The organism is Streptomyces sp. NBC_01352 (assembly GCF_036237295.1).
Classification (GTDB): Bacteria; Actinomycetota; Actinomycetes; order Streptomycetales; family Streptomycetaceae; genus Streptomyces; species Streptomyces plumbiresistens.
In genome coordinates this window covers 6,705,498-6,726,211 of the sequence record NZ_CP108354.1, presented here as the reverse complement: position 1 = coordinate 6,726,211, position 20,714 = coordinate 6,705,498, and the positions used below count along the sequence as shown (strand labels likewise).

Here is a 20,714-nt window from a genome sequence, read left to right as displayed (position 1 = left end):
GTTCATGACCGGATGCCGAGGGGGGCATCATGCAACCGGAAGGTCGTGGTTCCGTGTCTTGTAAGTGTGGAGCATGTGGTGACTGCGACCCACCGCTGATACGAATGTGAAGGTCGAGGGGGACCTGAGCAGACGTAAGGAAACGACGAAACACGCGGCGCTCCCGCGTGTGGGGGGATGACTCATGACGTCGACGCCGACGGGCGCCCGGCAGGGCTTCGACCCGTCCGAGACCACCCAGCTCAGGGTGCCTTCTCATAGAACCGGTTCGTTCCGCCGGATCAAGAAGACCCTGCCCAAGTACGACTACGAGCACTACAGCAGACTGGCCGGTCCCCTCACGCAGCCCGATCCGGGCAAGCCGTACAGGGTGCAGTACCGCTCGTTGATCTCGCAGGAGCCGCACCGCATCAGGGTCGCGCTGATGCTCGCCGCCGCGCCGCTGCTCTCGCTGGTCCTGCTGGCCTGGCTGCTCCAGCCCGAGCACTGGACCGAGCGCGACTACCCGGCCTTCTCCTGGCTGCCCGCGCTCGACATCGTGATGCTCGTCTCGATCGGCCTGATCGAGTTCTTCCGCTGCATGAACGTGCTGTCGAACGCGCACGCCACCCTGGTCGCCCGCGACCCGATCCCGGTGGTGCCCGAGACCGGCACCAGAGTCGCCTTCCTCACCTCCTTCGTGCCCGGCAAGGAGCCGCTGGAGATGGTGACGAAGACCCTGGAAGCCGCGGTGCGGATCAGGCACCGCGGCCTCATGCATGTCTGGCTCCTCGACGAGGGCGACGACCCGGCGGTCAAGGAGGTCTGCGAGCGCCTCGGCGTGCACCACTTCTCCCGCAAGGGGGTCGCGAAGTGGAACCAGGCCTCGGGCCCGCACCGCGCCAAGACCAAGCACGGCAACTACAACGCCTGGCTGGACGCGCACGGCGACAACTACGACTTCTTCGCCTCCGTCGACACCGACCACGTGCCGCTGCCGAACTACCTGGAGCGGATGCTCGGCTTCTTCCGCGACCCGAACATCGGCTTCGTGATCGGCCCGCAGGTCTACGGCAACTACGACAACTTCGTCACGAAGGCCGCCGAGTCGCAGCAGTTCCTCTTCCACGCGCTGATCCAGCGCGCCGGCAACCGCTACGGCTCGCCGATGTTCGTGGGCACCTCGAACGCCGTGCGCATCAAGGCGCTCAAGCAGATCGGCGGTCTGTACGACTCGATCACCGAGGACATGGCCACCGGCTTCGAGATCCACCGCCACAAGAACCCGGCGACGGGCAAGAAGTGGCGCTCGGTCTACACCCCGGACGTGCTCGCGGTCGGTGAGGGCCCCAGTGCCTGGACGGACTTCTTCACCCAGCAGATGCGCTGGTCACGAGGGACGTACGAGACGATCCTCAAGCAGTACTGGAAGGGCTGGTACTCGCTGCCGCCGAGCAAGCTCTTCAACTACACGATGATGATCATCTTCTACCCGATGTCCGCCCTCAACTGGATCCTCGCCGCACTGAGTTGCGCGCTGTTCCTGGGCCTGGGCGCATCTGGTGTGAACATCGACCCGACCGTGTGGCTGATGCTCTACGGCAACGCCTCCGCGCTGCAGATCGGCCTCTACATCTGGAACCGCCGGCACAACGTCTCCCCGCACGAGCCCGAGGGCTCCGGCGGCGTCGCCGGCATGGTGATGTCCGCGCTGTCCGCGCCGCTCTACGCGAAGGCGCTGATCGACTCCGTCCTGCGGCGCAAGAGCAAGTTCGTGGTCACCCCCAAGGGCGACTCGGCGAGCCCGGACCGGTGGTTCGGGACCTTCCGGTACCACTGGTACTTCATCGTGCTCTTCACCGGCTCGATCGCCGCCGGATTCGTCCTCGGGCACTCGCACCCCGCCATGATCATCTGGGCGATGTTCGCCACGCTGATCACCGCGACGCCGATCTTCGCCTGGCGCCACATGCTGCGGCAGGCGAAGAAGCGGCCCGACGTGCCCGAGCAGGGGCCGCAGGACGCGGCTCCCGTCGCCGCCCCCCAGCCAGCGGCCGCCGCAGCTCCCGCGGCGGGGCCCTACGAGCCGCAGCCGCTGCCCGCGCAGCGCACGCCGGCCCAGCACGCCCCGCAGCACAAGCCGAGCTGGGCCGCGTCGAACGGGACGGAAGACCAGACCATGCAGATCGCCCTTGGTGGACTTGGGGGACGTAAGGAATGAAGGACCAGGCCGGCCGCCGGCGTGTCCGTCGACTCGCGATAGGCACAGCGGTGGTGCTCGCGCTGGCCGGGATGAACGGGCCGTGGCTGTACCGCTTCGGCACCGAGAAATACCACCAGTACCAGATCAACAGACCCGAGTACAAAGCCGAGAACGGCAAGTGGGACGTCATCGAGTTCCCGGAGGAGTACCGGCAGAACACCATCCACGCGGCGCTGCTGCGCACCGGCAAGGTCCTGCTCGTCGCGGGGTCGGGCAACAACCAGCAGAACTTCGACGACAAGAAGTTCGACACACGGATCTGGGACCCGATCAAGGGCACCATCAAGAAGGTCCCGACGCCCAAGGACCTGTTCTGCACCGGCCACACCCAGCTCTCCAACGGCAACCTGCTGATCGCGGGCGGCACGAAGCGGTACGAGAAGCTGAAGGGTGACGTCACCAAGGCCGGCGGTCTGATGATCGTCCACAACGAGAACCCGGACAAGCCGATCACCCTGCCCGCGGGCACCAAGTTCGTGGGCAAGGAGAACGGCAAGACCTTCGTGTCGAAGGACCCCGTCGTCGTCGAGCGGGCGAAGAAGAACTTCGACAAGGAGACCGGCAAGTTCCTCGGCAACACCCCGGGCCTGGGCCGTATCTACGTCGAGGCGCAGAAGAGCGGCGCCAAGTACGAGACCGGTACGCAGGACAACTACACCGTCCAGGGTCTGTCCGGCGCCGACGCCAAGAACACGTACGGCATCGCGCAGAAGCTCGCCCTCGACAAGAAGGACTTCCAGGGCATCCGGGACGCCTTCGAGTTCGACCCGATCGCCGAGAAGTACATCAAGGTCGACCCGATGAAGGAGGCCCGCTGGTACCCGACGCTCACCACCCTGAGCGACGGGAAGATCCTCAGCGTCTCGGGCCTCGACGACATCGGGCAGCTGGTCCCCGGCAAGAACGAGGTCTTCGACCCGGAGACCAGGAAGTGGAAGTACCTGCCGAAGACCATGCAGTTCCCGACGTACCCGGCGCTGTTCCTGATGCAGAACGGCAAGATCTTCTACTCGGGTTCGAACGCGGGCTACGGACCGGACGACGTGGGCCGCGACCCGGGCGTCTGGGACGTGGACACCAACAAGTTCACCAAGATCCCCGGGCTCAGCGATCCGAAGCTGCTGGAGACGTCCGGGACCGTGCTGCTGCCGCCGGCGCAGGACGAGAAGTACATGGTGATCGGCGGTGGCGGGGTCGGCGAGTCCCCGCTGTCCAGCAACAAGACCCGGATCGTCGACATGTTGGCGGACAGCCCGAAGTTCGAGGACGGGCCGACGCTGGAGAAGGGCACGCGCTATCCGCAGGCCTCGGTGCTGCCCGACGACACCGTGCTGGTGTCGGGCGGTTCGGAGGACTACCGCGGGCGCGGTGACTCCAACATCCTGCAGGCGCGGCTCTACCACCCGGACACCAACACGTTCGACGAGGTCGCCGAGCCGCTGGTGGGCCGGAACTACCACTCCGGGTCGCTGCTGCTGCCGGACGGGCGGGTGATGTTCTTCGGGTCGGACTCGTTGTACGCGGACAAGGCGAACACGAAGCCCGGGGTGTTCGAGCAGCGGATCGAGATCTACACGCCGCCGTATCTCTACCAAGGCTCGCGGCCGTCGCTCTCGGGCGGGCCGCAGACCATCGAGCGCGGGGAGTCGGGGACGTTCACCTCGCAGCACGCGTCGTCGGTCAAGTCGGTGCGGCTGATCCGGCCCAGTGCCGCGACGCACGTGACGGACGTCGACCAGCGGTCGATCGCGCTGGACTTCAAGGCGTCGGGCGACAAGCTCACCGTGACGGTGCCGAAGAGTAAGAACCTCGTTCAGTCGGGGTGGTACATGGTGTTCGTGAACGACGACCAAGGGACGCCCAGCAAGGCCCAGTGGGTCAGGGTTCCCTAGGACGTACGAAAAAAAAGTGGGGGCGCCCTCCGGGTCGGAGGGCGCCCCCACTCACGTACGGACCGGCCGGACTAGTCGGAAGCCCTGGCCAGCTTCAGCGCGTAGTCCGCCCACCACTCGCCCGCCTTCGGGCCGCCCTTGCACTCGCCGTCCGACTCTCCCGGGCGTTTGACCCAGACGTAGGCGTCCACCAGGGGATCCGCCGTCTTGGTCGTCGGGGTCTCCCCCAGTGCCCGGCCGGGCGGGTTGCACCAGCGTTCGTCGGGGTTGCCGCCCGTGTAGGGGCCGTTGCCGTTGCGGCTGGTGTCGATGACGAAGGGCTTGTTGCCCACCTTGGAGGAGAGCTCCTTGCCGTAGGCGATGGAGTCCTCGGTGGAGTAGAAGTTGGAGACGTTGACGGAGAAGCCGTCGGCCTGGTCGATGCCGGCGCGCTGGAGGGGTTCGAAGATCTGGTCGGGCTTGCCCCAGCCGGCGTTGCCCGCGTCGATGTAGACCTTGGTGTTCTTCTGGGACGTGAGCTTGCCGACCGCCTCGTTGAGCAGGGCGTAGCGCTCCTCGTGGAACTCCTCCGGCGTGCAGTTGTCCACCATGTGCAGGACCGCGTCCGGTTCCAGGATCACCGTCGCGGGGCGGTCGCCGATGCCCTTGACGACGCCGTCGACGAACGCCCGGTACGCGTCGCCGTCGGCGGCGCCGCCTCCCGAGAACTGGCCGCAGTCCCGGTGCGGGATGTTGTAGAGGACGAGCAGCGCGTCCCGGTCCGCCTTCTCGGCGGCCTCGGTGTAGCCGCGGGCCTGCTCCTCGGGGTTCTCCGGGACGATCCACTCGGCGGTCGGCTGCTCGGCGATCTTGCGGATCTGCTCGGCCTCCGTCTTCTTGCCCGCCTTCTCGTACTCCTTGATCTGCTGGGCCGCGTTGCCGTCCGGGTTGACCCAGAACGGGTCCGTCTCCTTGGGCTGTTGGCTGATCGCGGCACCGGCGTTGTCGTTCTCCTTGTCCCCTCCGTCGTCCGAGGAACAGCCTGCCACCAGCAGTGCCGCCCCCAGCACCACCGCGGCAGTCCGCGTTCCGGCCCCCCTACTGACGTACATCCACTCCCCCTTGGGTGCACCGTTCCAAGTCTCAATCCTGACACACCAGACACGTTGCCCACGAGGCCGTCCGAACCTTGTCCAGGAGCTGTTACAGCGCCGATGGTCGGGGTACGTGCGCGCCCGTCCGGGGGCGCCCGTCCGACTCGTAGGAGGAGTGCTCGGATATGCGGTACACCACCAGGGAGATCCGGCTCGCGGCAGCACTGGTGGAGGCCGCGGACACACTCACCGACGGCTTCGAGACCACGCCCTATTTACAACGGATGTCCGACCACTGCGTCGAACTGCTCTCCGCGCGGACGGCCGGGGTCATGCTCATCGACGGCGGCGAGGCGGTGTCGCTGGCCGCCAGCAGCCGGCACCAGGAGGTGGCGCTCGACCTGCTGGAGGCGCAGTACGGCGGCGGACCCTGTCTGGAGAGCTACGGCTCCGGGAAGCCGGTGGCGCCGGTGTCCATCCGGGTGGCTCACGCGGACGCCCGCTGGCCGGCCTTCACCGAGCGGGCCCTCAGGCACGACATCGTGGCGACCTACGCGGTCCCGCTGCGGCGGCGCGAGACGCTGCTGGGCGCGCTGAACGTGTTCGTGCCGACGCCGCCCTCCGGGCCCGGGGGCCCCGAGGACTCCGACGAGCCCGAGGACGGTACGGCCCAGGAGCTGCTGGTGGCGCAGGCGCTGGCCGACGCGGCTGCCGTCGGCCTGCGGAACCACCGTGTGTACAGCCAGTACCGCACCCTGTCCGGGCAGTTGCAGCAGGCCCTGACCAGCAGGGTGCGCATCGAGCAGGCGAAGGGCATGCTCGCCGAGCGCTGGCGGGTCGGCGCCGACCAGGCGTTCCTCGCGATGCGCCGGCACGCCAGGCGGCGCCAGCTGTCGCTGGACGGGGTCGCGGGCGCGGTCGTCGAGGCTCGCGGACGACGCCGGACTGCGCCGGGAGGTGGCGGGGCCGCTCGACGGGCCGTCGTAGAAGCCTCGTACCCTTCGCGTCGCACCAGGCATCACCAGCATGGATCACGCAGAGCCACCGGCCTGGGACTTGGCGTCAAACGACCTCTAGGCCCGGGCGCACATCCGTTCTAGAGTCTTCTCACACGGCCCCGGCCCCCGGCCACGCATTCACTTGCTCCGTGGCTTCCAAGCCTCCCGCGCCGGCGCCGGGTTACTCCCGCGACCCGTGCGCGCGCGGTCGAGGACCAGCCCGGTCGGCGGCTTCGGGGGGAGCGGGTCGCCGACCGGGCCGGGTGCGACTGACTTCCGGTCAGGCCCGCCTGTGCCTCACGAAGAGGACCAGCGCGCCGCCGAGCAGCAGTGCGCCGGCGCCCGTCGCGGCGGCCACGGGCAGGACGCCGCTGCCGCCGGTGCTGGCCAGGGAGCCGGTGTCGCCGGCGTCGGAGACCGTCTGGGTCCGGGGCGTGTTGCCGTCGGCCGTGGGCGTGGCGGACGCCGACGCGGAGGCACTCGGCCCGGCGGCGCCGTCGCCGCCCTCCACCTTGACCGTGACGGCCGCGGTGTCGTTGCCGTGCCTGTCGTCGAAGCTCAGGGCGCTGCCGGACGGCGTGCTCGCCTGGGCCTGCCCCGTCGTGGTCACGGCGTTGTCGCGGACCTGCAGGCCGAACCGGTAGGTGCGGATGTCCCCGACGGTGAACTCGCTCGGACGGGGCACGCAGATGTACTCCGGTGCGCCCGGCGTCTTCTCACCGGTGCCGGACGACGCCTCCTTGCTCCACACGCTGCACTGGTCGGGGATCTCCACCGCCTTGGCGCCGGTGGGCACGGTCAGCACCAGGGACGGATAGAAGTCGCCGTTGATGTAACCGACGCGGCCCGGGCCCTCGTTGCTCAAAGAGACGTCCACGTACACCATGTCGCCCGGTGCGCCCTCGGCGGTGTCGCCGCCCGCGACCATGTCGGCGGTGTTGGCGACGTCGATCTCCTGCCGGCCGACCTCCGTGGCGTCGGCGGCGGCGTCTCCTGCGGGAACGAGGGAGAGCGCCGAGCCGTTGCCCGACGGCGGTGTGGCGTCGGCGCCGGACACGGGCAGGGCCTCGCGGCCGAAGTACTCGAACAGGGCGTCCTCGCCCACGTCCAGCCCGACGGGCCGGTCCAGCCGGTAGCTCTTGCCGGGCTCGATGACCGTGTCGAACGTGCACAGCGCCTGCTGCGGCGCGTAGGACTCTCTCGGGCCGCTGGTGACCGTGGAGTACACGCAGTTGGAGAAGCGGTTCTCGTACGAGAGCCCGAGGGTGGTGAGCATCCGCAACTGCACGCCCTCGGCGGGCAGGCTGCCGGTGTTGCTGATGGTGACCGGGGCTTCGATCGTGGACCCGGGCCTGTCGCCCTCGCGGTTCGGCAGGGGGTTGACCTTCAATTCGGTGCTGCCCACGGTCACTTGCACGGTGACGGGGACCACGGTGCCGTTGGCGGAGGTGCCGCTGAGCGTCACCGTACCGGTGGTGCCGAGCGGGGTGCCGGGCTTGGCGTTCAGGCCGATGAGCGAGCCGTCCGCCGCGCCCTCGGGGACGTCACGGGCGGACCAGGTGTAGACGTGGTCGGCCGGCACGGACGCGTCCGGGGTGACCCAGTCGATGACCTCGCTCAGGTCCGCCTTGATGGTGACGTCCTCCGCGGTACCGGGACCGTCGTTGTGCACGCCCCAGTTGATCAGCGGCGGGTCGGACGACGGCGGCAGGGGCAGGGCGAGGTCGTCGTCCTGCAGGTGAATGCGTAGGACCGGGCCGTCCGCTGCCTGCGCGGACGTCACGGGCAGCCATACGGCGATCGCGGCCGCGAAGGCGGCCACTGCGGCCCCGACACGGCGCCGACGGGTGGTCATCCTGGCTCCTCCCGGAGGAGCGCCCTTCGCCCCTGCCAGCCCTTCAGACACGCAAGGAACACCAAGGGTTGTCCGGGAGTTGGGCCCGAAGTCCCGTGCCCGTGAGGTACGTCCGAGGTCCCGAACCCGGGAGGTACGCCCAGAGTCCCGAACCCGGGAGGTACGCCCAGAGTCCCGAACCCGGGAGGTACGCCCAGAGTCCCGAACCCGGGAGGTACGCCCAGAGTCCCGAACCCGGGAGGTACGCCCAGAGTCCCGAACCCGGGAGGTACGCCCAGAGTCCCGAACCCGGGAGGTACGCCCAGGGTCCCGAACCCGGGAGGTACGCCCAGGGTCCCGAACCCGGGAGGGCGCCTAGAGTCCCGTGCCCGTGAGATAGGCCGAGACGATCACGTTCGCCGTGTAGCTGCGGCTCGCCCGGTCGAAGTTGCCGCCGCAGGTGATCAGCCGCAGCTCGGCCCGTCCGGTCTGGCGGGGGCCGTACGCCTGCTGGGCGTCGAAGTGGTCGCGGGTGACGACCTGGACGTCGTCCACCGTGAACTCGGCGACCTTGCCGTCGTCGCGGATCACCCGGACCGTCTCGCCCGGCTTGAGGGAGCTGAGCTTGTAGAAGACGGCGGGCCGGGTCTCGGTGTCGACGTGCCCCACCATCAGCGCGGTCCCGGCCGCCCCCGGCTTCACGCCCCCCGCGTACCAGCCGACGACCCCGGACTGCTCGAACGGGGGCGGGTCTATCGCCCCCGCCCCGTCGAGCCCTCGCGCCACCACCGGTGCCTGCACGTCGAGGAAGGGGATGTCGACGCGCTGCGGCAGGGCCGCGCCGAGCGGCCGGTGCGCGGGCGGGAGTTCGACCTCCGGCGGCCGCCCGACCGCCGCCATGTCACCCGTGGTGGGCGCGGAGGTCCCGTGCCGTACGTCGGTCACCTCGCGCCCCCACAGCCACAGCCCGAGCAGCAGCACAGCCCAGGCGATGCCGGTGATCAGACGTCCGGTGCCGGAGGAACGTTCGTGGTCGGACATGGCGGGTCAGCCCGTCCCGCGGCTCCGGCGGGTACTCCGGAGCACGACGGCCACCGCGGCGGCCGCGGCGAGAAGCAGTCCGATCACGGTGTGTCCGGTACCGGGACCGGTGGCACGGGCGTCCTCGCCGGCTTCCGCACCGGTTTCGACCGCGGCGAGGTGCGCGGTACCACCGCCGCCGGCCTGCACGGGGGCGACCGGGGACGCGTGGGTGGTGGGCTGATGGGTCGGCTGGTCCGGCCGCGGTGACTTCTCCACGACGGTCAGGCGGGCCTTGCGGTCGGCGCCGCCGCAGGTGACCGTCACGTCGTACGCGCCCGCCTGGAGCGAGGTGCGGATGCGCGTCTCGCCGAAGAGTGTGCCGTCGGCGGCGGTGAGCCGGACCTCCGCGACGAAGGCCGCGGAGACCGCCGTGGCGGTCTGGGCCGTGCAGCCGGAGACGCGCAGTGCGATGTCGGTGCCGGGGGCGGGGGACGAGGGGGTCACCGCGATGCCACCGCCTCCGTCCGCCGCGTACGCCGCCGGGGTGAGGCCGGCGGTGGCGAGCATCAGGCCGGTACAGAGAGTGAGACGTAGGGAACGCATCGTGAACCTCCAGATACCTGGAGCCTCCCCCTCCGGACCGGGCCCCGCATCCTCAGCGGGGCCCGCACTGCTCCGAACGGGGGACGTTCCACCGCTCCGAACGGGGCACGTTCCGCCCCTGCCGGGTTTCAGACCCGGTCGACGAGGTCCGCGATCGAGTCCACGACCTTCGACGGCCGGTATGGGAAGTTCTCCACCTGCTCGGGCCGGGTCAGGCCGGTGAGCACCAGGTACGTCTGCATTCCGGCCTCCATGCCCGCCAGTACGTCGGTGTCCATCCGGTCGCCGATCATGGCGCTGGTCTCGGAGTGCGCGCCGATCGCGTTGAGCCCGGTCCGCATCATCAGGGGGTTCGGCTTGCCCGCGAAGTACGGCTGCTTGCCGGTCGCCTTGGTGATCAGCGCGGCGACGGCACCGGTGGCCGGGAGCGGGCCCTCGGTGGAGGGGCCGGTCTCGTCGGGGTTGGTGGCGATGAAGCGGGCGCCGCCCTCGATGAGCCGAACGGCCTTCGTCATGGCCTCGAAGGAGTAGGTCCGAGTCTCCCCGAGGACGACGTAGTCCGGCTCGTGGTCGGTGAGGATGTAGCCGATGTCGTGCAGCGCGGTGGTCAGGCCCGCCTCGCCGATGACGTACGCCGATCCGCCCGGCCGCTGGTCGTCCAGGAACTGGGCGGTGGCCAGCGCCGAGGTCCAGATGGACTCGACCGGCACGTCCAGGCCCATCCGCCGCAGCCTGGCGTGCAGGTCGCGCGGGGTGTAGATCGAGTTGTTGGTGAGCACCAGGAAGGGCTTCCCGGACTCCTTAAGCTTCTTGAGGAAGGCGTCGGCGCCGGGGATCGGTACGCCCTCGTGGATGAGTACACCGTCCATGTCGGTGAGCCACGACTCGATGGGCCTGCGGTCTGCCATGTGCGGGATCTCCTGCCGTACGCATGCCGCATGTACGCGGTGCTGGATGCGCCCCCAGCCTAAACAGTGGCCGGATCTTGGGGAATGGCCAGTTCCTGGCGGGGTGGCGGAGAACCGGGTCAGCGGCGTCTGCGGGCCCGCAGCAGGGTGGCGCCGGTGACGATCAGCAGGGCGGTGCCCGCGAGGGCGGCGACCACGGGGCGGCCGGTGCGGGCGAGTTCGTAGGCATGGTCGGGACGGTCGGCCCTGTCGTCTTCATCGGCTTCGCCGGTGCCGGTGCCGGTGCCGGTGCCGGTGCCGGGGTCGGTGGACGCGGCGCTCGGGTCGCGCTCCCGCTCCTCGGTCGGTTCGCCGTCGATGCGGAAGCGGTAGTCGTTGGACTGGCCGATCCACTCGCCGTCGTCGTCGTGGCGTTGTACGACGGCCGCGTTGGCGGTGACCTCGTTCGGTACGGCGTCCGAGGTGACCGCGAGCCGGACCTTCACGGTGAGGGTCCGGCCCGGGCCGACGGTGAAGCCGGGGAAGGCGGCCCGCTCGTCGGCGAAGACACCCACGAGTTCGTCGGCGTCGGTGCGCTCGAATCGGACGGGGTGCGGGCGGCTGCCGCCCCGCGCCGTGCCGTCGTAGAACTCCAGGCGCGGCTGGGATGGTTCGAGCGCCCGCTCCTCGTCGGCGAGGACGACAACGGGGTGGATGTTCGCGCAGATCCGGCGAGTGGTGTTGGTCAGGTCCAGATACCAGGTGCCGTAACCACCCCCGGCCTCATAGGACTCGGGCCCGCCATGAATCCGCGTGGTCACCGGAAAGGCCCGGTCACCGGGCGCGGCACAGGAAGCACCGGAGTCGGCGTACGCCGACGCGGGAAGAAAGGCGGCGGCGGCTGCGAGACAGAGGGACACGGGCACGGGCATAGGCAGTCGCATGAACACATGACCATGCCGGGTGAGGGCGAGGAGGCTGCGGTGCCATGCCGGGCGGGGCGGGGGTGGCTGGTGGATTCCGCCCGTTTGGCGGGGTGGGGTGTGCGGTGGCCGGCTGACGCCGTCAATCCGCGGGCAGTCGTGCCGCTGGGGCGACTCCCGACCCAAAGAGGCGCGGCACCCCGCAGCGCCGGACTGCGCGACCCGCCCCGTCAATCCGCGGGCAGTCGTACCGCCGGGGCGACTCCCGACCCAAAGAGGCGCGGCACCCCGCAGCGCCGGACTGCGACACCCGCCCCGTCAACCCGCAGGCAGTCGTACCGCCGGGGCGACTCCCGACCCAAAGAGGCGCGGCACCCCGCAGCGCCGGACTGCGACACCCGCCCCGTCGATCCGCGGGCAGTCGTACCGCCGGGGCGACTCCCGACCCAGAGAGGCGCGGCACCCCGCAGCGCCGGACTGCGACACCCGCCCCGTCAATCCGCGGGCAGTCGTACCGCCGGGGCGGCACGGGTGGGCGCGGGCGGCACCCCGTAGCGCCGGGCTGCGCGACCCACCCCCCGTCAGCCACAGCCGACCTGCACGCACCACACGGCCGGCTATCCGTCGCCCCGCCCGAACAGCGGTGCCAGCAGCAGCTGAGCCGCCCCTTCCGCCACCCCGCCGGAGGCGACCCGTACCGGTACCGCCCCCTCACCCCGGGCGCGGGCGTCGAGAACGGCCGCGACCCCTCGTACGAAAGCGTCCGGCGCCCCGGCGACCGTACGGCCGCCCAACAGGACGAGGTCGATGTCCAGCAGGCCGACCAGGTTCGCCGCGCCCTCCCCCAGTACCCGCGCCGCCTCCTCGATCTCGCCGCGCGCCACCGCACCCAGACACAGGGTCTCCACGCAGCCCCGGTTCCCGCACTCACAGCGCGGTCCGTCCAGCTGGATGACCTGGTGCCCGAACTCCCCCGCACCGGTCCGGGCCCCCCGATGCACGGCCCCGCCGATCACGAGCCCGGCACCGAGCCCCGTACCGAGGTAGAGGTAGGCGAAGGACCCGCCCGCGCCGCCCTCTCCGGCCACCGCCAGTCCGAGCGCCGCCGCGTTGGTGTCCTTGTCGACGACGACCGGCACCCCGAGCCGCCGCACCAGCGCGTCCCGCAGCGGAAAGCCGTCCCACTCGGGAAACCCGGTGACCCGATGCAGCACGCCTCGGACGTGATCAAGAGGCCCAGGGAGAGCTACGCCGACACCGAGAAGGGAGCCGATGCCGGAGAGGGACGCGGCACCCGTGGAATCCGGACCAGGCGGGACAGGCGGGACAGGCCGAACAGGCGACGCAGTCGGCCCCGCCACCCCCAGCACCTCCGCCAGCCCCTCCCCCACCAACCCCTCGACCACCCGAGCCACCGCCCCCACCACGGCCTCCGCCCCCGCACCAAGGTCCAGCGGCGCCCGGCGCTCCCCCACCACAGCCCCGTTCAGGTCGACCAGCACCGCACGCAGCTCGTCCCGGTCCAGATGGACCCCGACCGCATGCCCCGCCCCCGGCACCAGCCGCAGCACCGTCCGCGGCTTGCCGCCCGTCGACGCCCGGTGCCCGGCCTCCGCCGCCAGCCCCTCTTCCCGCAGCCGGGCGGTGATCTTGCTGACGGCCTGCGGGGTCAGCCCCGTCCGCTCGGCGAGTTCGAGCCGGCTGATGCCCTCCGCGCCGGCCGTGCGCAGCAGGTCGAGCACCAGCGCGGTGTTGTGGCTGCGCAGAGCGAGCAGGTTCACCCCCACCGGGCCACCGACCACCCCCGCACCCCCGTCGGCCCCCGCACCGCCGCTACCGCCCTTCGCCCTGTTCACGCCCCCATTCTCCCCGGCGCTTGCACTTTGGCAACAGCGTTGCGAAAGTGGAGGCCATGACTGGACGCAAGACTGCTGGTACTCCCCTCCGCGTGGGCCTCGTCGGCTACGGCCTCGCCGGCTCCGTCTTCCACGCCCCGCTGATCGCCGCCACCGAGGGCCTCACCCTCGACACGGTGGTCACCTCGAACCCCGAGCGCCAGGAGCAGGCCCGCGCCGGGTTCCCGGACGTACGCCTGGCCGCCGCGCCGGAGGAACTGTTCGACCGGGCCGACGAGCTGGACCTGGTCGTCGTCGCGTCCCCGAACAAGACGCACGTCCCGCTCGCCACCGCCGCCCTGAAGGCGGGCCTGCCCGTGGTCGTGGACAAGCCCGTCGCCGGCACGGCCGCCGAGGCGCGCGAGCTGGCGGCCCTCGCCGAGGAACGCGGCCTGCTCCTGTCCGTCTTCCAGAACCGCCGCTGGGACAACGACTTCCTGACCCTGCGCAAGCTCATCGCCGAGGGCGAGCTGGGCGACGTCTACCGCTTCGAGTCCCGCTTCGAACGCTGGCGGCCCGAACTGAAGGGCGGCTGGCGGGAGTCCGGCGACCCGACAGAGATCGGAGGTCTGCTCTACGATCTCGGCAGCCACGTCGTCGACCAGGCACTCGTCCTCTTCGGCCCCGCCGCCTCCGTGTACGCCGAGTCGGACGTCCGCCGCCCGGGCGCGCAGACCGACGACGACACGTTCATCGCGATCACCCACACGAGCGGCGTGCGCTCGCATCTGTACGCCTCCGCGACGACCGCCCAACTCGGCCCCCGCTTCCGGGTGCTGGGCTCCAAGGCAGGCTACGTGAAGTACGGCCTCGACCCGCAGGAGGCGGACCTGAAGGAAGGCCGCCGCCCGGGGCCCGACTGGGGCCTGGAGCCCGAGGACCTGTGGGGCCGTGTCGGCGCCGGCGAATCCCCCCTGACCGGCGGCGGCCGCCCCGAACCGACCCTCCCCGGCGACTACCCGGCCTACTATGCGGCCGTGGCCAGGGCCCTGGCCGACGGCGGTCCCAACCCGGTGACCGCGCTGGAGGCGGCCGCCGCCCTCGACGTACTGGAGGCGGCGCGCCGTTCGGCCCACGACGGAGTGGCGGTGTCGCTGTGATGAGCAACCAGTCGCACAACAAGTCGAACCAGTCGCATCACCAGGAGATCACCCCGAAGTTCCACCCGGAGCTCACCCCGCCCCTGGAGGAGCTGGAGGCTCAGGAACGCCGGCTGGTCTTCCGCCAGTTCACCCACGACGACGCGTGGGCGCTGGGCTCGCTCCTCGTCGACCTGGCCCGCGAACGCCAGGCCCCCGTCGCCATCGACATCCACCGCGCGGGCCAGCAGCTCTTCCACGCGGCCCTGCCCGGTTCCGCCCCCGACAACGACGCCTGGATCGCCCGCAAGCGCCGGGTCGTGGAGCGCTACGGCTCCGCCTCCTACCTGGTCGGCGCCCGTTGCCGCGCCAAGGGCACGACGTTCGAGGAGTCCTCCCGTCTGGACCCGGACGAGTACGCGGCCCACGGCGGCTCCTTCCCGATCAACGTCGAGGGCGTGGGCGTGATCGGCGCGGTGACGGTGTCCGGGCTGCCGCAGTTGCAGGACCACCGGTTCGTCGTGGAGGCGCTGGAGCAGTTCCTGGATCTGTAAGGGCGCAGGGGAAGATCTCGACGCCCCCTCCGGTTGGCACCGACGTACCGCACACCCACCGACCGGAGGGACCCCCACCCCATGAGTGACGCCTTGAAGGAAACCATCGGACGGTACGGCATCTGGAGTGCCGGCCTGCGCTCGGATGACCCGGCGCGGCGCGGCGAACTGACCGAGGCGGCGGCCGAGTTGGAGGAACTGGGCTACGGCGCCGTCTGGCTGGGCGGCAACAGCTCCGCCGCCCACGCCGTACCGCTGATCGAGGCGACCTCGACGCTCACCGTCGGCACCAGCATCCAGAGCATCTGGGAGCACGAGCCCGCCGACAGCGCCGCGAGCTTCGCGGAGCTGGAGGCAGCCCACCCCGGCCGCTTCCTCCTCGGCCTCGGCGTCAGCCACGCCGTGCTCGCGGACCAGTACCGCCGCCCCTACTCGGCCCTGGTCGCCTACCTCGACGCCCAGGACGAGGCGGCCGCACCCGCGAACCGCCGCCTCCTGGCCGCCCTCGGCCCGAAGACCCTCGAGCTGGCCCGCGACCGCTCCGCCGGCTCGATCCCGTACCTGGTCACCCCCGAGCACACCGCTTACGCCCGCGAGATCCTGGGCGAAGCCCCGCTGCTGGCCCCCGAGTTGGGGGTGGTCCTGGAGTCGGACCCGGCCCGCGCCCGCGCGCTGGCCCGCGGCTTCCTCGCCATGTACCTCACGCTGCCGAACTACACCAACAACTTCCTGCGCCACGGCTTCACGGAGGACGACCTCGCCGACGACGGCAGCGACCGCCTGATAGACGCCCTGTTCGCCTGGGGCGACGAGACGACGATCCGCACCCGCATCGACGCGTTCTTCGAGGCGGGCGCGGACCATGTGGCGCTGCAGGTGGTGAACGGCGACCCGAGGGAAGCCCTGCCGCGCAAGGCATGGCAGAGCCTGGCTTCCCTACTGGCGTGAGCTGACCGACTTCTCAGGGGCGCGGGGAACTGCGCGACCAGCCACGGACGGCCCGCAGCCGCCGTACAAGCGCAGCCCCCGGCCCTCCCAGCGGAGCGTTTACGCGTCCTTGAACTCCTGCCGCTGCCGACCGAGCCCCTCGATCTCCAGCTCCACCACGTCCCCGGCCCGCAGGAACGGCTTCGGCTCGGGCGCCCCGAGCGCGACCCCCGCCGGCGTCCCCGTGTTGATCACGTCACCGGGATACAAGGTCATGAACTGGCTGACGTACCGCACGACTTCCCCCACGGGGAAGATCTGCTCGGCGGTCGTACCGTCCTGCTTCAGCTCCCCGTTCACCCACAGCTTCAGCGACAGGTCCTGGGGATCCGGCACCTCGTCCGCCGTCACCAGCCAGGGGCCCAGCGGGTTGAAGGTCTCGCAGTTCTTCCCCTTGTCCCAGGTCCCGCCCCGCTCGATCTGGAACTCCCGCTCGGACACGTCGTGCGCGACGGCGTACCCGGCGACACACCCCAGCGCCTCCTCCACGGACGCCGCATACCGAGCCGTACGCCCGATGACGACCGCCAGTTCGACCTCCCAGTCGGTCTTCACCGACCCGCGAGGGACCAGCACCGTGTCGTAGGGCCCGACCACCGTGTCCGCGGCCTTGAAGAAGATGACCGGCTCGGCGGGCGGCTCGGCCCCGGTCTCGCGGGCGTGGTCGTGGTAGTTCAGCCCGATGCACACGATCTTGCCGATCCGCGCGAGCGGCGGTCCGACCCGCAGCCCGGTGGCGTCCAGCGCGGGCAGCGAACCCGCGTCGACGGCGGCACGGATCCGGCCGAGCGCCGCGTCGTCGGCGAGCAGCGGTCCGTCGATGTCGGGTACCACGCCGGACAGGTCCCGCAGGGTGCCCTCGGCGTCGAGCAGCGCGGGCCGCTCCGATCCCGCCGTACCGACTCGCAGCAGCTTCATGATCACAATCTCCCTCGATCGCGGGGTCGTCGTCCGACGGGTGCAGCCATCGGATGACTGGTCGATCGTCCAAGGTCGGCGTCCAGTCCGCAATACCCGGTTCACGGACTGGACCGACAGACGGCAAGCCGGACGGTCTCCGTACTCAGCGGTACAGCACCGCCCGCTCCACCGCACTCCACGTCGTACTGGTCACCACGTACAGCGCGGCGGCGAGCGGCACCACCGCCACGGTGACGAGCGTGAAGAAGGACATGAACGGCATGACCTTGGTCATCGCGCCCATCCCGGGCACCGGCTGGTCCCCGCTCCCCACCGGCATCGCCGGATTCGCGGCCATCATCCGCTTCGTACGGCGGAAATTGAACACGGCCACCACGGCGACGAACACGAACAGCCCGACGTACACGAGCCCCGCGGCCCCGAACATCCCGCCGTCGCCGAGCGCGTCCGCCCAGCGGTCGCCGAGGGGCGCGGTGAACAGCTGGTGGGAGAGGAGTTCGTTGGCCTGTCCGCCGATCTGCGTGTTGGAGAACGTGTGGTAGAGCAGGAAGAACGCGGGCAGCTGGAACAGGCTCGGCATACAGCCCGACAGGGGCGACACCTTCTCCTCGGCGTGCAGCTCCATCACGGCCTTCTGGAGCTTCTGGGGATCCTTCCCGTGCTTCTTCCTGAGCTCCGCGACCTTCGGCTGGAGCGCGGCCCGGGCCTTCTGTCCGCGCGCGGCGGCCCGGGACAGGGGATGCACGAGGAGTCGTACGAACGCGGTGATCAGGACGATCGCGGCGGCCGCCGCGGTGGCTCCGAACAGCGGCTGGAGCAGGTCGGCGAGGTGCCGGACCAGATCGGCGAAAACGGACATGGGTGAGCCCTCCGAGGGTCTCGTCGTGCCGGGGTGAGGAGTGAGTCGGCATGACGACCCGCGCGAGGCAGGCCCTGGTGGGTGAGGTGCCCTACGCGACGGTCGCCGGGAGGGCGTGTCCCGGCGCTCGGGGGCGGGTGCGTCCCCTGGCGTCGGGGTCGCGTTGGGGCAGGAACGCCGTACGGCGGTCTCGGTCGCGGATGGCCGTACGCACCCTGGTGGGCGGCACGGCGAGCGCGGAGCGCGAGGCGACGAGCGAGCAGACGGCGAACGCGGAGCCGGCCGCGGCGGTCGCGGCGAGCGCGACGGTGGCGGAGAGGCTGCCGGCGTCGAGCAGCACGACGTCGAGGAAGAGGATCAGCAGGAGGGCGGCGGGGCGAAGCTTCGACACCGTACGGATCACGCTCGGCCCCTCCCCTCTCACGTCTGCCGGCTCCGTTGGCTCTACTGGCTCCACCGGCGCTACTGGTCCTGCCCTTGGTTATACCTGATCGACCAGGACAGGCTGCAACAGCCGCCTGGGCTTCAGCAGCGCCCGGCTGACCGGATCCGCCGGGTTCGGATCGAGTCCGGGGCCCGGCTCCATGAGGACGTCCTCGACCGGTACGACGGTTGTGCAGGCGGGGCATTCGCCGTACGGGCCGAGTTCGGTGCCGCAGTCCGCGTGCCGGAAGTAGCGCAGCTGGGCCGCGGAGAAGTGCTCGCGGCCCCACAGGCCGAGCGAGCGCACGGTGGGCCACAGCGCGATGGCGCGGGCGGTGACGACGTACTCGTCGCGCGGCGGCGACTCCTGATAGCGGCGCTTCTCCAGGATCCCCTCCGCGGTGAGCGTGTGGAGGCGGTCGGCCAGGACGGCGCGCGGGATGCCGAGGTGGACGAGGAAGTCCTTGTAGCGGCGGACGCCGTAGAGCGCGTCGCGGATCACCAGGAGCGTCCACCGCTCGCCGACGATCTCGAGCGCGCGGGCGATCGAACACTCCTGTGTCGCGTAGTCCTTGCCCAGTGCCATGGCGTCCACTGTAACCAGTTTGCGAGGGGTTGGTTCAATGAACGAACCGATGCTGCTACGGTACGCCGCATGGCCAGGTTCAGTGAACGAACCCTCGTCGACAACGAGGCTCCCCGCACCGCACCCGAAGCGGAGGTGCCCCCACGCCCCGCCGCCACCCTCGCCCTCACCAGCGCCGCCACCGCCGTGGCCCTGATGACGTACACCGCGCCGATGGTCACCCTCCCCGAGACCGCCGCCGCCCTGCACACCCCGCTGGCCGCCCAGGCCTGGCTCCTGAACGGCACCCCGCTGGGCCTGGCCGCGCTCCTCCTGGTCGCCGGCACCCTCGCCGACGACTACGGCCGCCGCCGGCTCTTCGTCTCCGGCACCCTCGCCCTCGGCATCACCACCGCCCTCGGCGCCCTCGCCTCCACGACCTGGCTGTTCACGCTGGCCCGGGTCGCCCAGGGCGCGGCCAGCGCGGCCCTCCTCGCGAGCAGCCTCGGCCTGATCGTCCACGCGCACCCGACGCCGGCCGCGAGACTCCGGGCCACCGGGGTGTGGGGCGCGTTCGTGAGCGGCGGCATCGCGCTCGGCCCGGTCGTCACCGGGGCGATACCGAACTGGCGGGTGGCATACGGCGTCCTGGGCGCGGCCTCGCTGATCGTGGCGGCCCTGGCGGCCCGCACGCTGACCGAGTCCCGCGCCCCGCGCGGCGGCCGCCCCGACCTCCTCGGCGCGGTGACCTTCGGACTGGCGCTGGTCGCACTCGTGGCGGCCCTGACGCTCGGCCGGGACGGCTGGCTGCGCGCCCCGGTGGGCCTGTTGCTGCTGGCGGCCGTCCTCCTGCTGGGGCTCTTCGCCGTCGTGGAGCGACGCATCCGAATGCCGATGATCGACCTCGGTCTCTTCCGCAGCCCCCGCTTCCTCGCCTCCTCCCTCGGCGGCCTGTTCACCGGCCTCGCCGTGATCGGCCTGTTCAGCTTCCTGCCGGCGCTGCTGCAACAGACCCTCGGACTGTCCGCGATGGACACGGCGTGGCTGTTCCTGCTCTGGTCGGGCCTGTCGTTCGCGGTCGCCCTGCAGGCGCGGCGACTGGCCGGCCGCGTCCCCCATCGCCTGCAACTGACCCTCGGTTTCGTCCTGCACGCCGCCGGCACCCTCACCATGCTCGGCGCCCTCGACGCGGGCTCCTGGCCCCGCCTGCTGCCCGGCCTCGTGATCGCCGGAGTGGGCAGCGGCCTGCTGAACGCCGCGCTGCCGCTGCTCGCCGTGGAGTCGGTGCCGGCCGGGCGGGCGGCGATGGGCTCGGGAGCACAGCAGACGTTCCGCTACATCGGCTCCTGCGCGGGAGTCGCCCTCACTATCGCCCTCGCGACGTCGACGGGCGGCGGCGGGATCGCCGGGCTGGCGCACGGGGCCGACATCGCGATGGTGGTGTCGGCGGGGCTGGCGCTGGTGGCGGCGGTGGGTGTGGGGGTGGCTCGGGAGCGGGCGTGAGTCCTTCCCGGTGCCCGGCCCAGCGGTTGCCTGGCGGTGGCCCAGCAACGGCCCAGCACTGGCTCAATGGCCTAGCAGCGGCCCAATGGCCTAGCGGGGCCGCATGGAGATGAGCTTGCCCCAGACCACCAGCCGGTACTTGGAGGTGTACTCCGGGGTGCAGGTGGTGAGCGTGAGGTAGTACCCGGGGTCGGTGTAGCCGCGGGCGGGATGGACGGCGGAGCGCGGGACGGGCCGGATCACGCCGCCGTCGCCGGCCGAAGTCTGCGGAAGCGTGGCGTCGACGGCGTACGTGTCGACCGCGCTCCGGGTCTCGACCTCGACGGTGTCCTTCGGCCGGAGCCGGTTGAGGTACCGGAAGGGCTCGCCGTGGGTGTTGCGGTGCCCGGCGAGCGCGAAGTTCCCGGCCTGGCCTGGCTGTTGGGTGCCGGTGTAGTGGCCGACGTACCGTTC

The 20,714-nt window shown here is 71.0% G+C and carries 18 protein-coding genes and 1 pseudogene; 7 read left to right on the top strand and 12 right to left on the bottom strand.

Annotation, left to right across the window (positions count from 1 at the left end; translation table 11 throughout):
* Positions 1 to 184 precede the first annotated feature (184 nt).
* Both OG252_RS31330 and OG252_RS31325 read left to right on the top strand, forming a co-directional pair.
* Positions 185 to 2,200, top strand: a complete 2,016-nt coding sequence (locus tag OG252_RS31330; protein ID WP_266439121.1) for a glycosyltransferase family 2 protein — start codon at positions 185 to 187, stop codon at positions 2,198 to 2,200.
* Complete coding sequence (locus tag OG252_RS31325) at positions 2,197 to 4,134, top strand: kelch motif-containing protein (RefSeq protein ID WP_266439119.1); 1,938 nt, start codon at positions 2,197 to 2,199, stop codon at positions 4,132 to 4,134. Before OG252_RS31330 ends, OG252_RS31325 begins: the two co-directional genes overlap by 4 nt.
* A gap of 71 nt (positions 4,135 to 4,205) precedes the next feature.
* On the opposite strand, the gene OG252_RS31320 is transcribed toward OG252_RS31325, so the two are convergent.
* Entirely contained in the window at positions 4,206 to 5,225 is a 1,020-nt protein-coding gene (locus tag OG252_RS31320; protein WP_266439117.1) for a glycoside hydrolase family 6 protein, read from the bottom strand.
* 167 nt (positions 5,226 to 5,392) lie between these two features.
* Between OG252_RS31320 and OG252_RS31315 the strand changes: the two genes are divergently transcribed.
* Positions 5,393 to 6,307, top strand: coding sequence for a GAF and ANTAR domain-containing protein (locus OG252_RS31315; protein ID WP_266439115.1), 915 nt, complete (start codon positions 5,393 to 5,395; stop codon positions 6,305 to 6,307).
* 178 nt (positions 6,308 to 6,485) lie between these two features.
* On the opposite strand, the gene OG252_RS31310 is transcribed toward OG252_RS31315, so the two are convergent.
* From OG252_RS31310 to OG252_RS31285, 6 genes are all read right to left on the bottom strand, one after another.
* Positions 6,486 to 8,060: a hypothetical protein gene (locus OG252_RS31310; protein ID WP_266439113.1), complete on the bottom strand. Its 1,575-nt coding sequence runs from the start codon at positions 8,058 to 8,060 to the stop codon at positions 6,486 to 6,488.
* A 354-nt stretch (positions 8,061 to 8,414) separates the two neighbouring features.
* Positions 8,415 to 9,080 (bottom strand): class F sortase, encoded by a 666-nt coding sequence (locus OG252_RS31305; RefSeq protein ID WP_266439111.1) that lies wholly within the window; start codon positions 9,078 to 9,080, stop codon positions 8,415 to 8,417.
* A gap of 6 nt (positions 9,081 to 9,086) precedes the next feature.
* On the bottom strand, positions 9,087 to 9,665 hold the full coding sequence (locus tag OG252_RS31300) for a hypothetical protein (protein ID WP_266439109.1): 579 nt from the start codon (positions 9,663 to 9,665) through the stop codon (positions 9,087 to 9,089).
* Between the two features lie 128 nt (positions 9,666 to 9,793).
* A complete protein-coding gene (locus OG252_RS31295; protein WP_266439107.1) occupies positions 9,794 to 10,573 on the bottom strand; it encodes an HAD-IIA family hydrolase in 780 nt (259 codons plus the stop codon).
* A 119-nt stretch (positions 10,574 to 10,692) separates the two neighbouring features.
* Positions 10,693 to 11,496, bottom strand: coding sequence for a hypothetical protein (locus OG252_RS31290; protein ID WP_329340289.1), 804 nt, complete (start codon positions 11,494 to 11,496; stop codon positions 10,693 to 10,695).
* 596 nt (positions 11,497 to 12,092) lie between these two features.
* The gene (locus OG252_RS31285) at positions 12,093 to 13,331 is read right to left on the bottom strand and encodes an ROK family transcriptional regulator (protein WP_443068438.1); all 1,239 of its coding nucleotides are present in this window, start codon (positions 13,329 to 13,331) and stop codon (positions 12,093 to 12,095) included.
* Between the two features lie 56 nt (positions 13,332 to 13,387).
* Here OG252_RS31285 and OG252_RS31280 point away from each other — a divergent pair, with 56 nt between their 5' ends.
* The 3 genes from OG252_RS31280 to OG252_RS31270 all read left to right on the top strand — a co-directional run bounded on the left by OG252_RS31280 (position 13,388) and on the right by OG252_RS31270 (position 15,951).
* A complete protein-coding gene (locus tag OG252_RS31280; RefSeq protein WP_266439101.1) occupies positions 13,388 to 14,470 on the top strand; it encodes a Gfo/Idh/MocA family protein in 1,083 nt (360 codons plus the stop codon).
* Positions 14,470 to 15,003, top strand: a complete 534-nt coding sequence (locus OG252_RS31275; RefSeq protein WP_329340287.1) for a heme-degrading domain-containing protein — start codon at positions 14,470 to 14,472, stop codon at positions 15,001 to 15,003. The genes OG252_RS31280 and OG252_RS31275 overlap by 1 nt, the downstream gene beginning before the upstream one ends.
* 81 nt (positions 15,004 to 15,084) lie before the next feature.
* A complete protein-coding gene (locus tag OG252_RS31270; RefSeq protein ID WP_329340285.1) occupies positions 15,085 to 15,951 on the top strand; it encodes an LLM class F420-dependent oxidoreductase in 867 nt (288 codons plus the stop codon).
* 99 nt (positions 15,952 to 16,050) lie between these two features.
* Here the strand turns inward: OG252_RS31270 and OG252_RS31265 are convergent, their stop codons facing one another.
* The 4 genes from OG252_RS31265 to OG252_RS31250 all read right to left on the bottom strand — a co-directional run bounded on the left by OG252_RS31265 (position 16,051) and on the right by OG252_RS31250 (position 18,779).
* Positions 16,051 to 16,908, bottom strand: coding sequence for a fumarylacetoacetate hydrolase family protein (locus tag OG252_RS31265; RefSeq protein WP_266439093.1), 858 nt, complete (start codon positions 16,906 to 16,908; stop codon positions 16,051 to 16,053).
* 145 nt (positions 16,909 to 17,053) lie between these two features.
* Positions 17,054 to 17,770 (bottom strand): YidC/Oxa1 family membrane protein insertase, encoded by a 717-nt coding sequence (locus OG252_RS31260; protein WP_329340282.1) that lies wholly within the window; start codon positions 17,768 to 17,770, stop codon positions 17,054 to 17,056.
* Positions 17,771 to 17,861: 91 nt separating this feature from the next.
* The gene (locus tag OG252_RS31255) at positions 17,862 to 18,173 is read right to left on the bottom strand and encodes a DUF6412 domain-containing protein (protein ID WP_266439087.1); all 312 of its coding nucleotides are present in this window, start codon (positions 18,171 to 18,173) and stop codon (positions 17,862 to 17,864) included.
* 78 nt (positions 18,174 to 18,251) lie between these two features.
* Positions 18,252 to 18,779 carry a winged helix-turn-helix transcriptional regulator gene (locus OG252_RS31250; protein WP_329340279.1) on the bottom strand — a complete coding sequence of 176 codons (528 nt, stop codon included), beginning with the start codon at positions 18,777 to 18,779 and terminating at the stop codon, positions 18,252 to 18,254.
* Positions 18,780 to 18,848: 69 nt separating this feature from the next.
* Between OG252_RS31250 and OG252_RS31245 the strand changes: the two genes are divergently transcribed.
* Complete coding sequence (locus tag OG252_RS31245) at positions 18,849 to 20,261, top strand: MFS transporter (RefSeq protein ID WP_329340277.1); 1,413 nt, start codon at positions 18,849 to 18,851, stop codon at positions 20,259 to 20,261.
* A gap of 90 nt (positions 20,262 to 20,351) precedes the next feature.
* Here the strand turns inward: OG252_RS31245 and OG252_RS31240 are convergent.
* Positions 20,352 to 20,714: pseudogene (locus OG252_RS31240) on the bottom strand (sortase domain-containing protein); the annotation flags it as partial.

Excerpts from the sequence above, each read along its gene's own strand:
- OG252_RS31330 (WP_266439121.1), top strand. The coding sequence starts at position 185 with ATGACGTCGACGCCGACGGGCGCCCGGCAGGGCTTCGACCCGTCCGAG.
- OG252_RS31325 (WP_266439119.1), top strand. The coding sequence starts at position 2,197 with ATGAAGGACCAGGCCGGCCGCCGGCGTGTCCGTCGACTCGCGATAGGC.
- OG252_RS31320 (WP_266439117.1), bottom strand. The coding sequence starts at position 5,225 with ATGTACGTCAGTAGGGGGGCCGGAACGCGGACTGCCGCGGTGGTGCTG.
- OG252_RS31315 (WP_266439115.1), top strand. The coding sequence starts at position 5,393 with ATGCGGTACACCACCAGGGAGATCCGGCTCGCGGCAGCACTGGTGGAG.
- OG252_RS31310 (WP_266439113.1), bottom strand. The coding sequence starts at position 8,060 with ATGACCACCCGTCGGCGCCGTGTCGGGGCCGCAGTGGCCGCCTTCGCG.
- OG252_RS31305 (WP_266439111.1), bottom strand. The coding sequence starts at position 9,080 with ATGTCCGACCACGAACGTTCCTCCGGCACCGGACGTCTGATCACCGGC.
- OG252_RS31300 (WP_266439109.1), bottom strand. The coding sequence starts at position 9,665 with ATGCGTTCCCTACGTCTCACTCTCTGTACCGGCCTGATGCTCGCCACC.
- OG252_RS31295 (WP_266439107.1), bottom strand. The coding sequence starts at position 10,573 with ATGGCAGACCGCAGGCCCATCGAGTCGTGGCTCACCGACATGGACGGT.
- OG252_RS31290 (WP_329340289.1), bottom strand. The coding sequence starts at position 11,496 with ATGCGACTGCCTATGCCCGTGCCCGTGTCCCTCTGTCTCGCAGCCGCC.
- OG252_RS31280 (WP_266439101.1), top strand. The coding sequence starts at position 13,388 with ATGACTGGACGCAAGACTGCTGGTACTCCCCTCCGCGTGGGCCTCGTC.
- OG252_RS31275 (WP_329340287.1), top strand. The coding sequence starts at position 14,470 with ATGAGCAACCAGTCGCACAACAAGTCGAACCAGTCGCATCACCAGGAG.
- OG252_RS31270 (WP_329340285.1), top strand. The coding sequence starts at position 15,085 with ATGAGTGACGCCTTGAAGGAAACCATCGGACGGTACGGCATCTGGAGT.
- OG252_RS31265 (WP_266439093.1), bottom strand. The coding sequence starts at position 16,908 with ATGAAGCTGCTGCGAGTCGGTACGGCGGGATCGGAGCGGCCCGCGCTG.
- OG252_RS31260 (WP_329340282.1), bottom strand. The coding sequence starts at position 17,770 with ATGTCCGTTTTCGCCGATCTGGTCCGGCACCTCGCCGACCTGCTCCAG.
- OG252_RS31250 (WP_329340279.1), bottom strand. The coding sequence starts at position 18,779 with ATGGCACTGGGCAAGGACTACGCGACACAGGAGTGTTCGATCGCCCGC.
- OG252_RS31245 (WP_329340277.1), top strand. The coding sequence starts at position 18,849 with ATGGCCAGGTTCAGTGAACGAACCCTCGTCGACAACGAGGCTCCCCGC.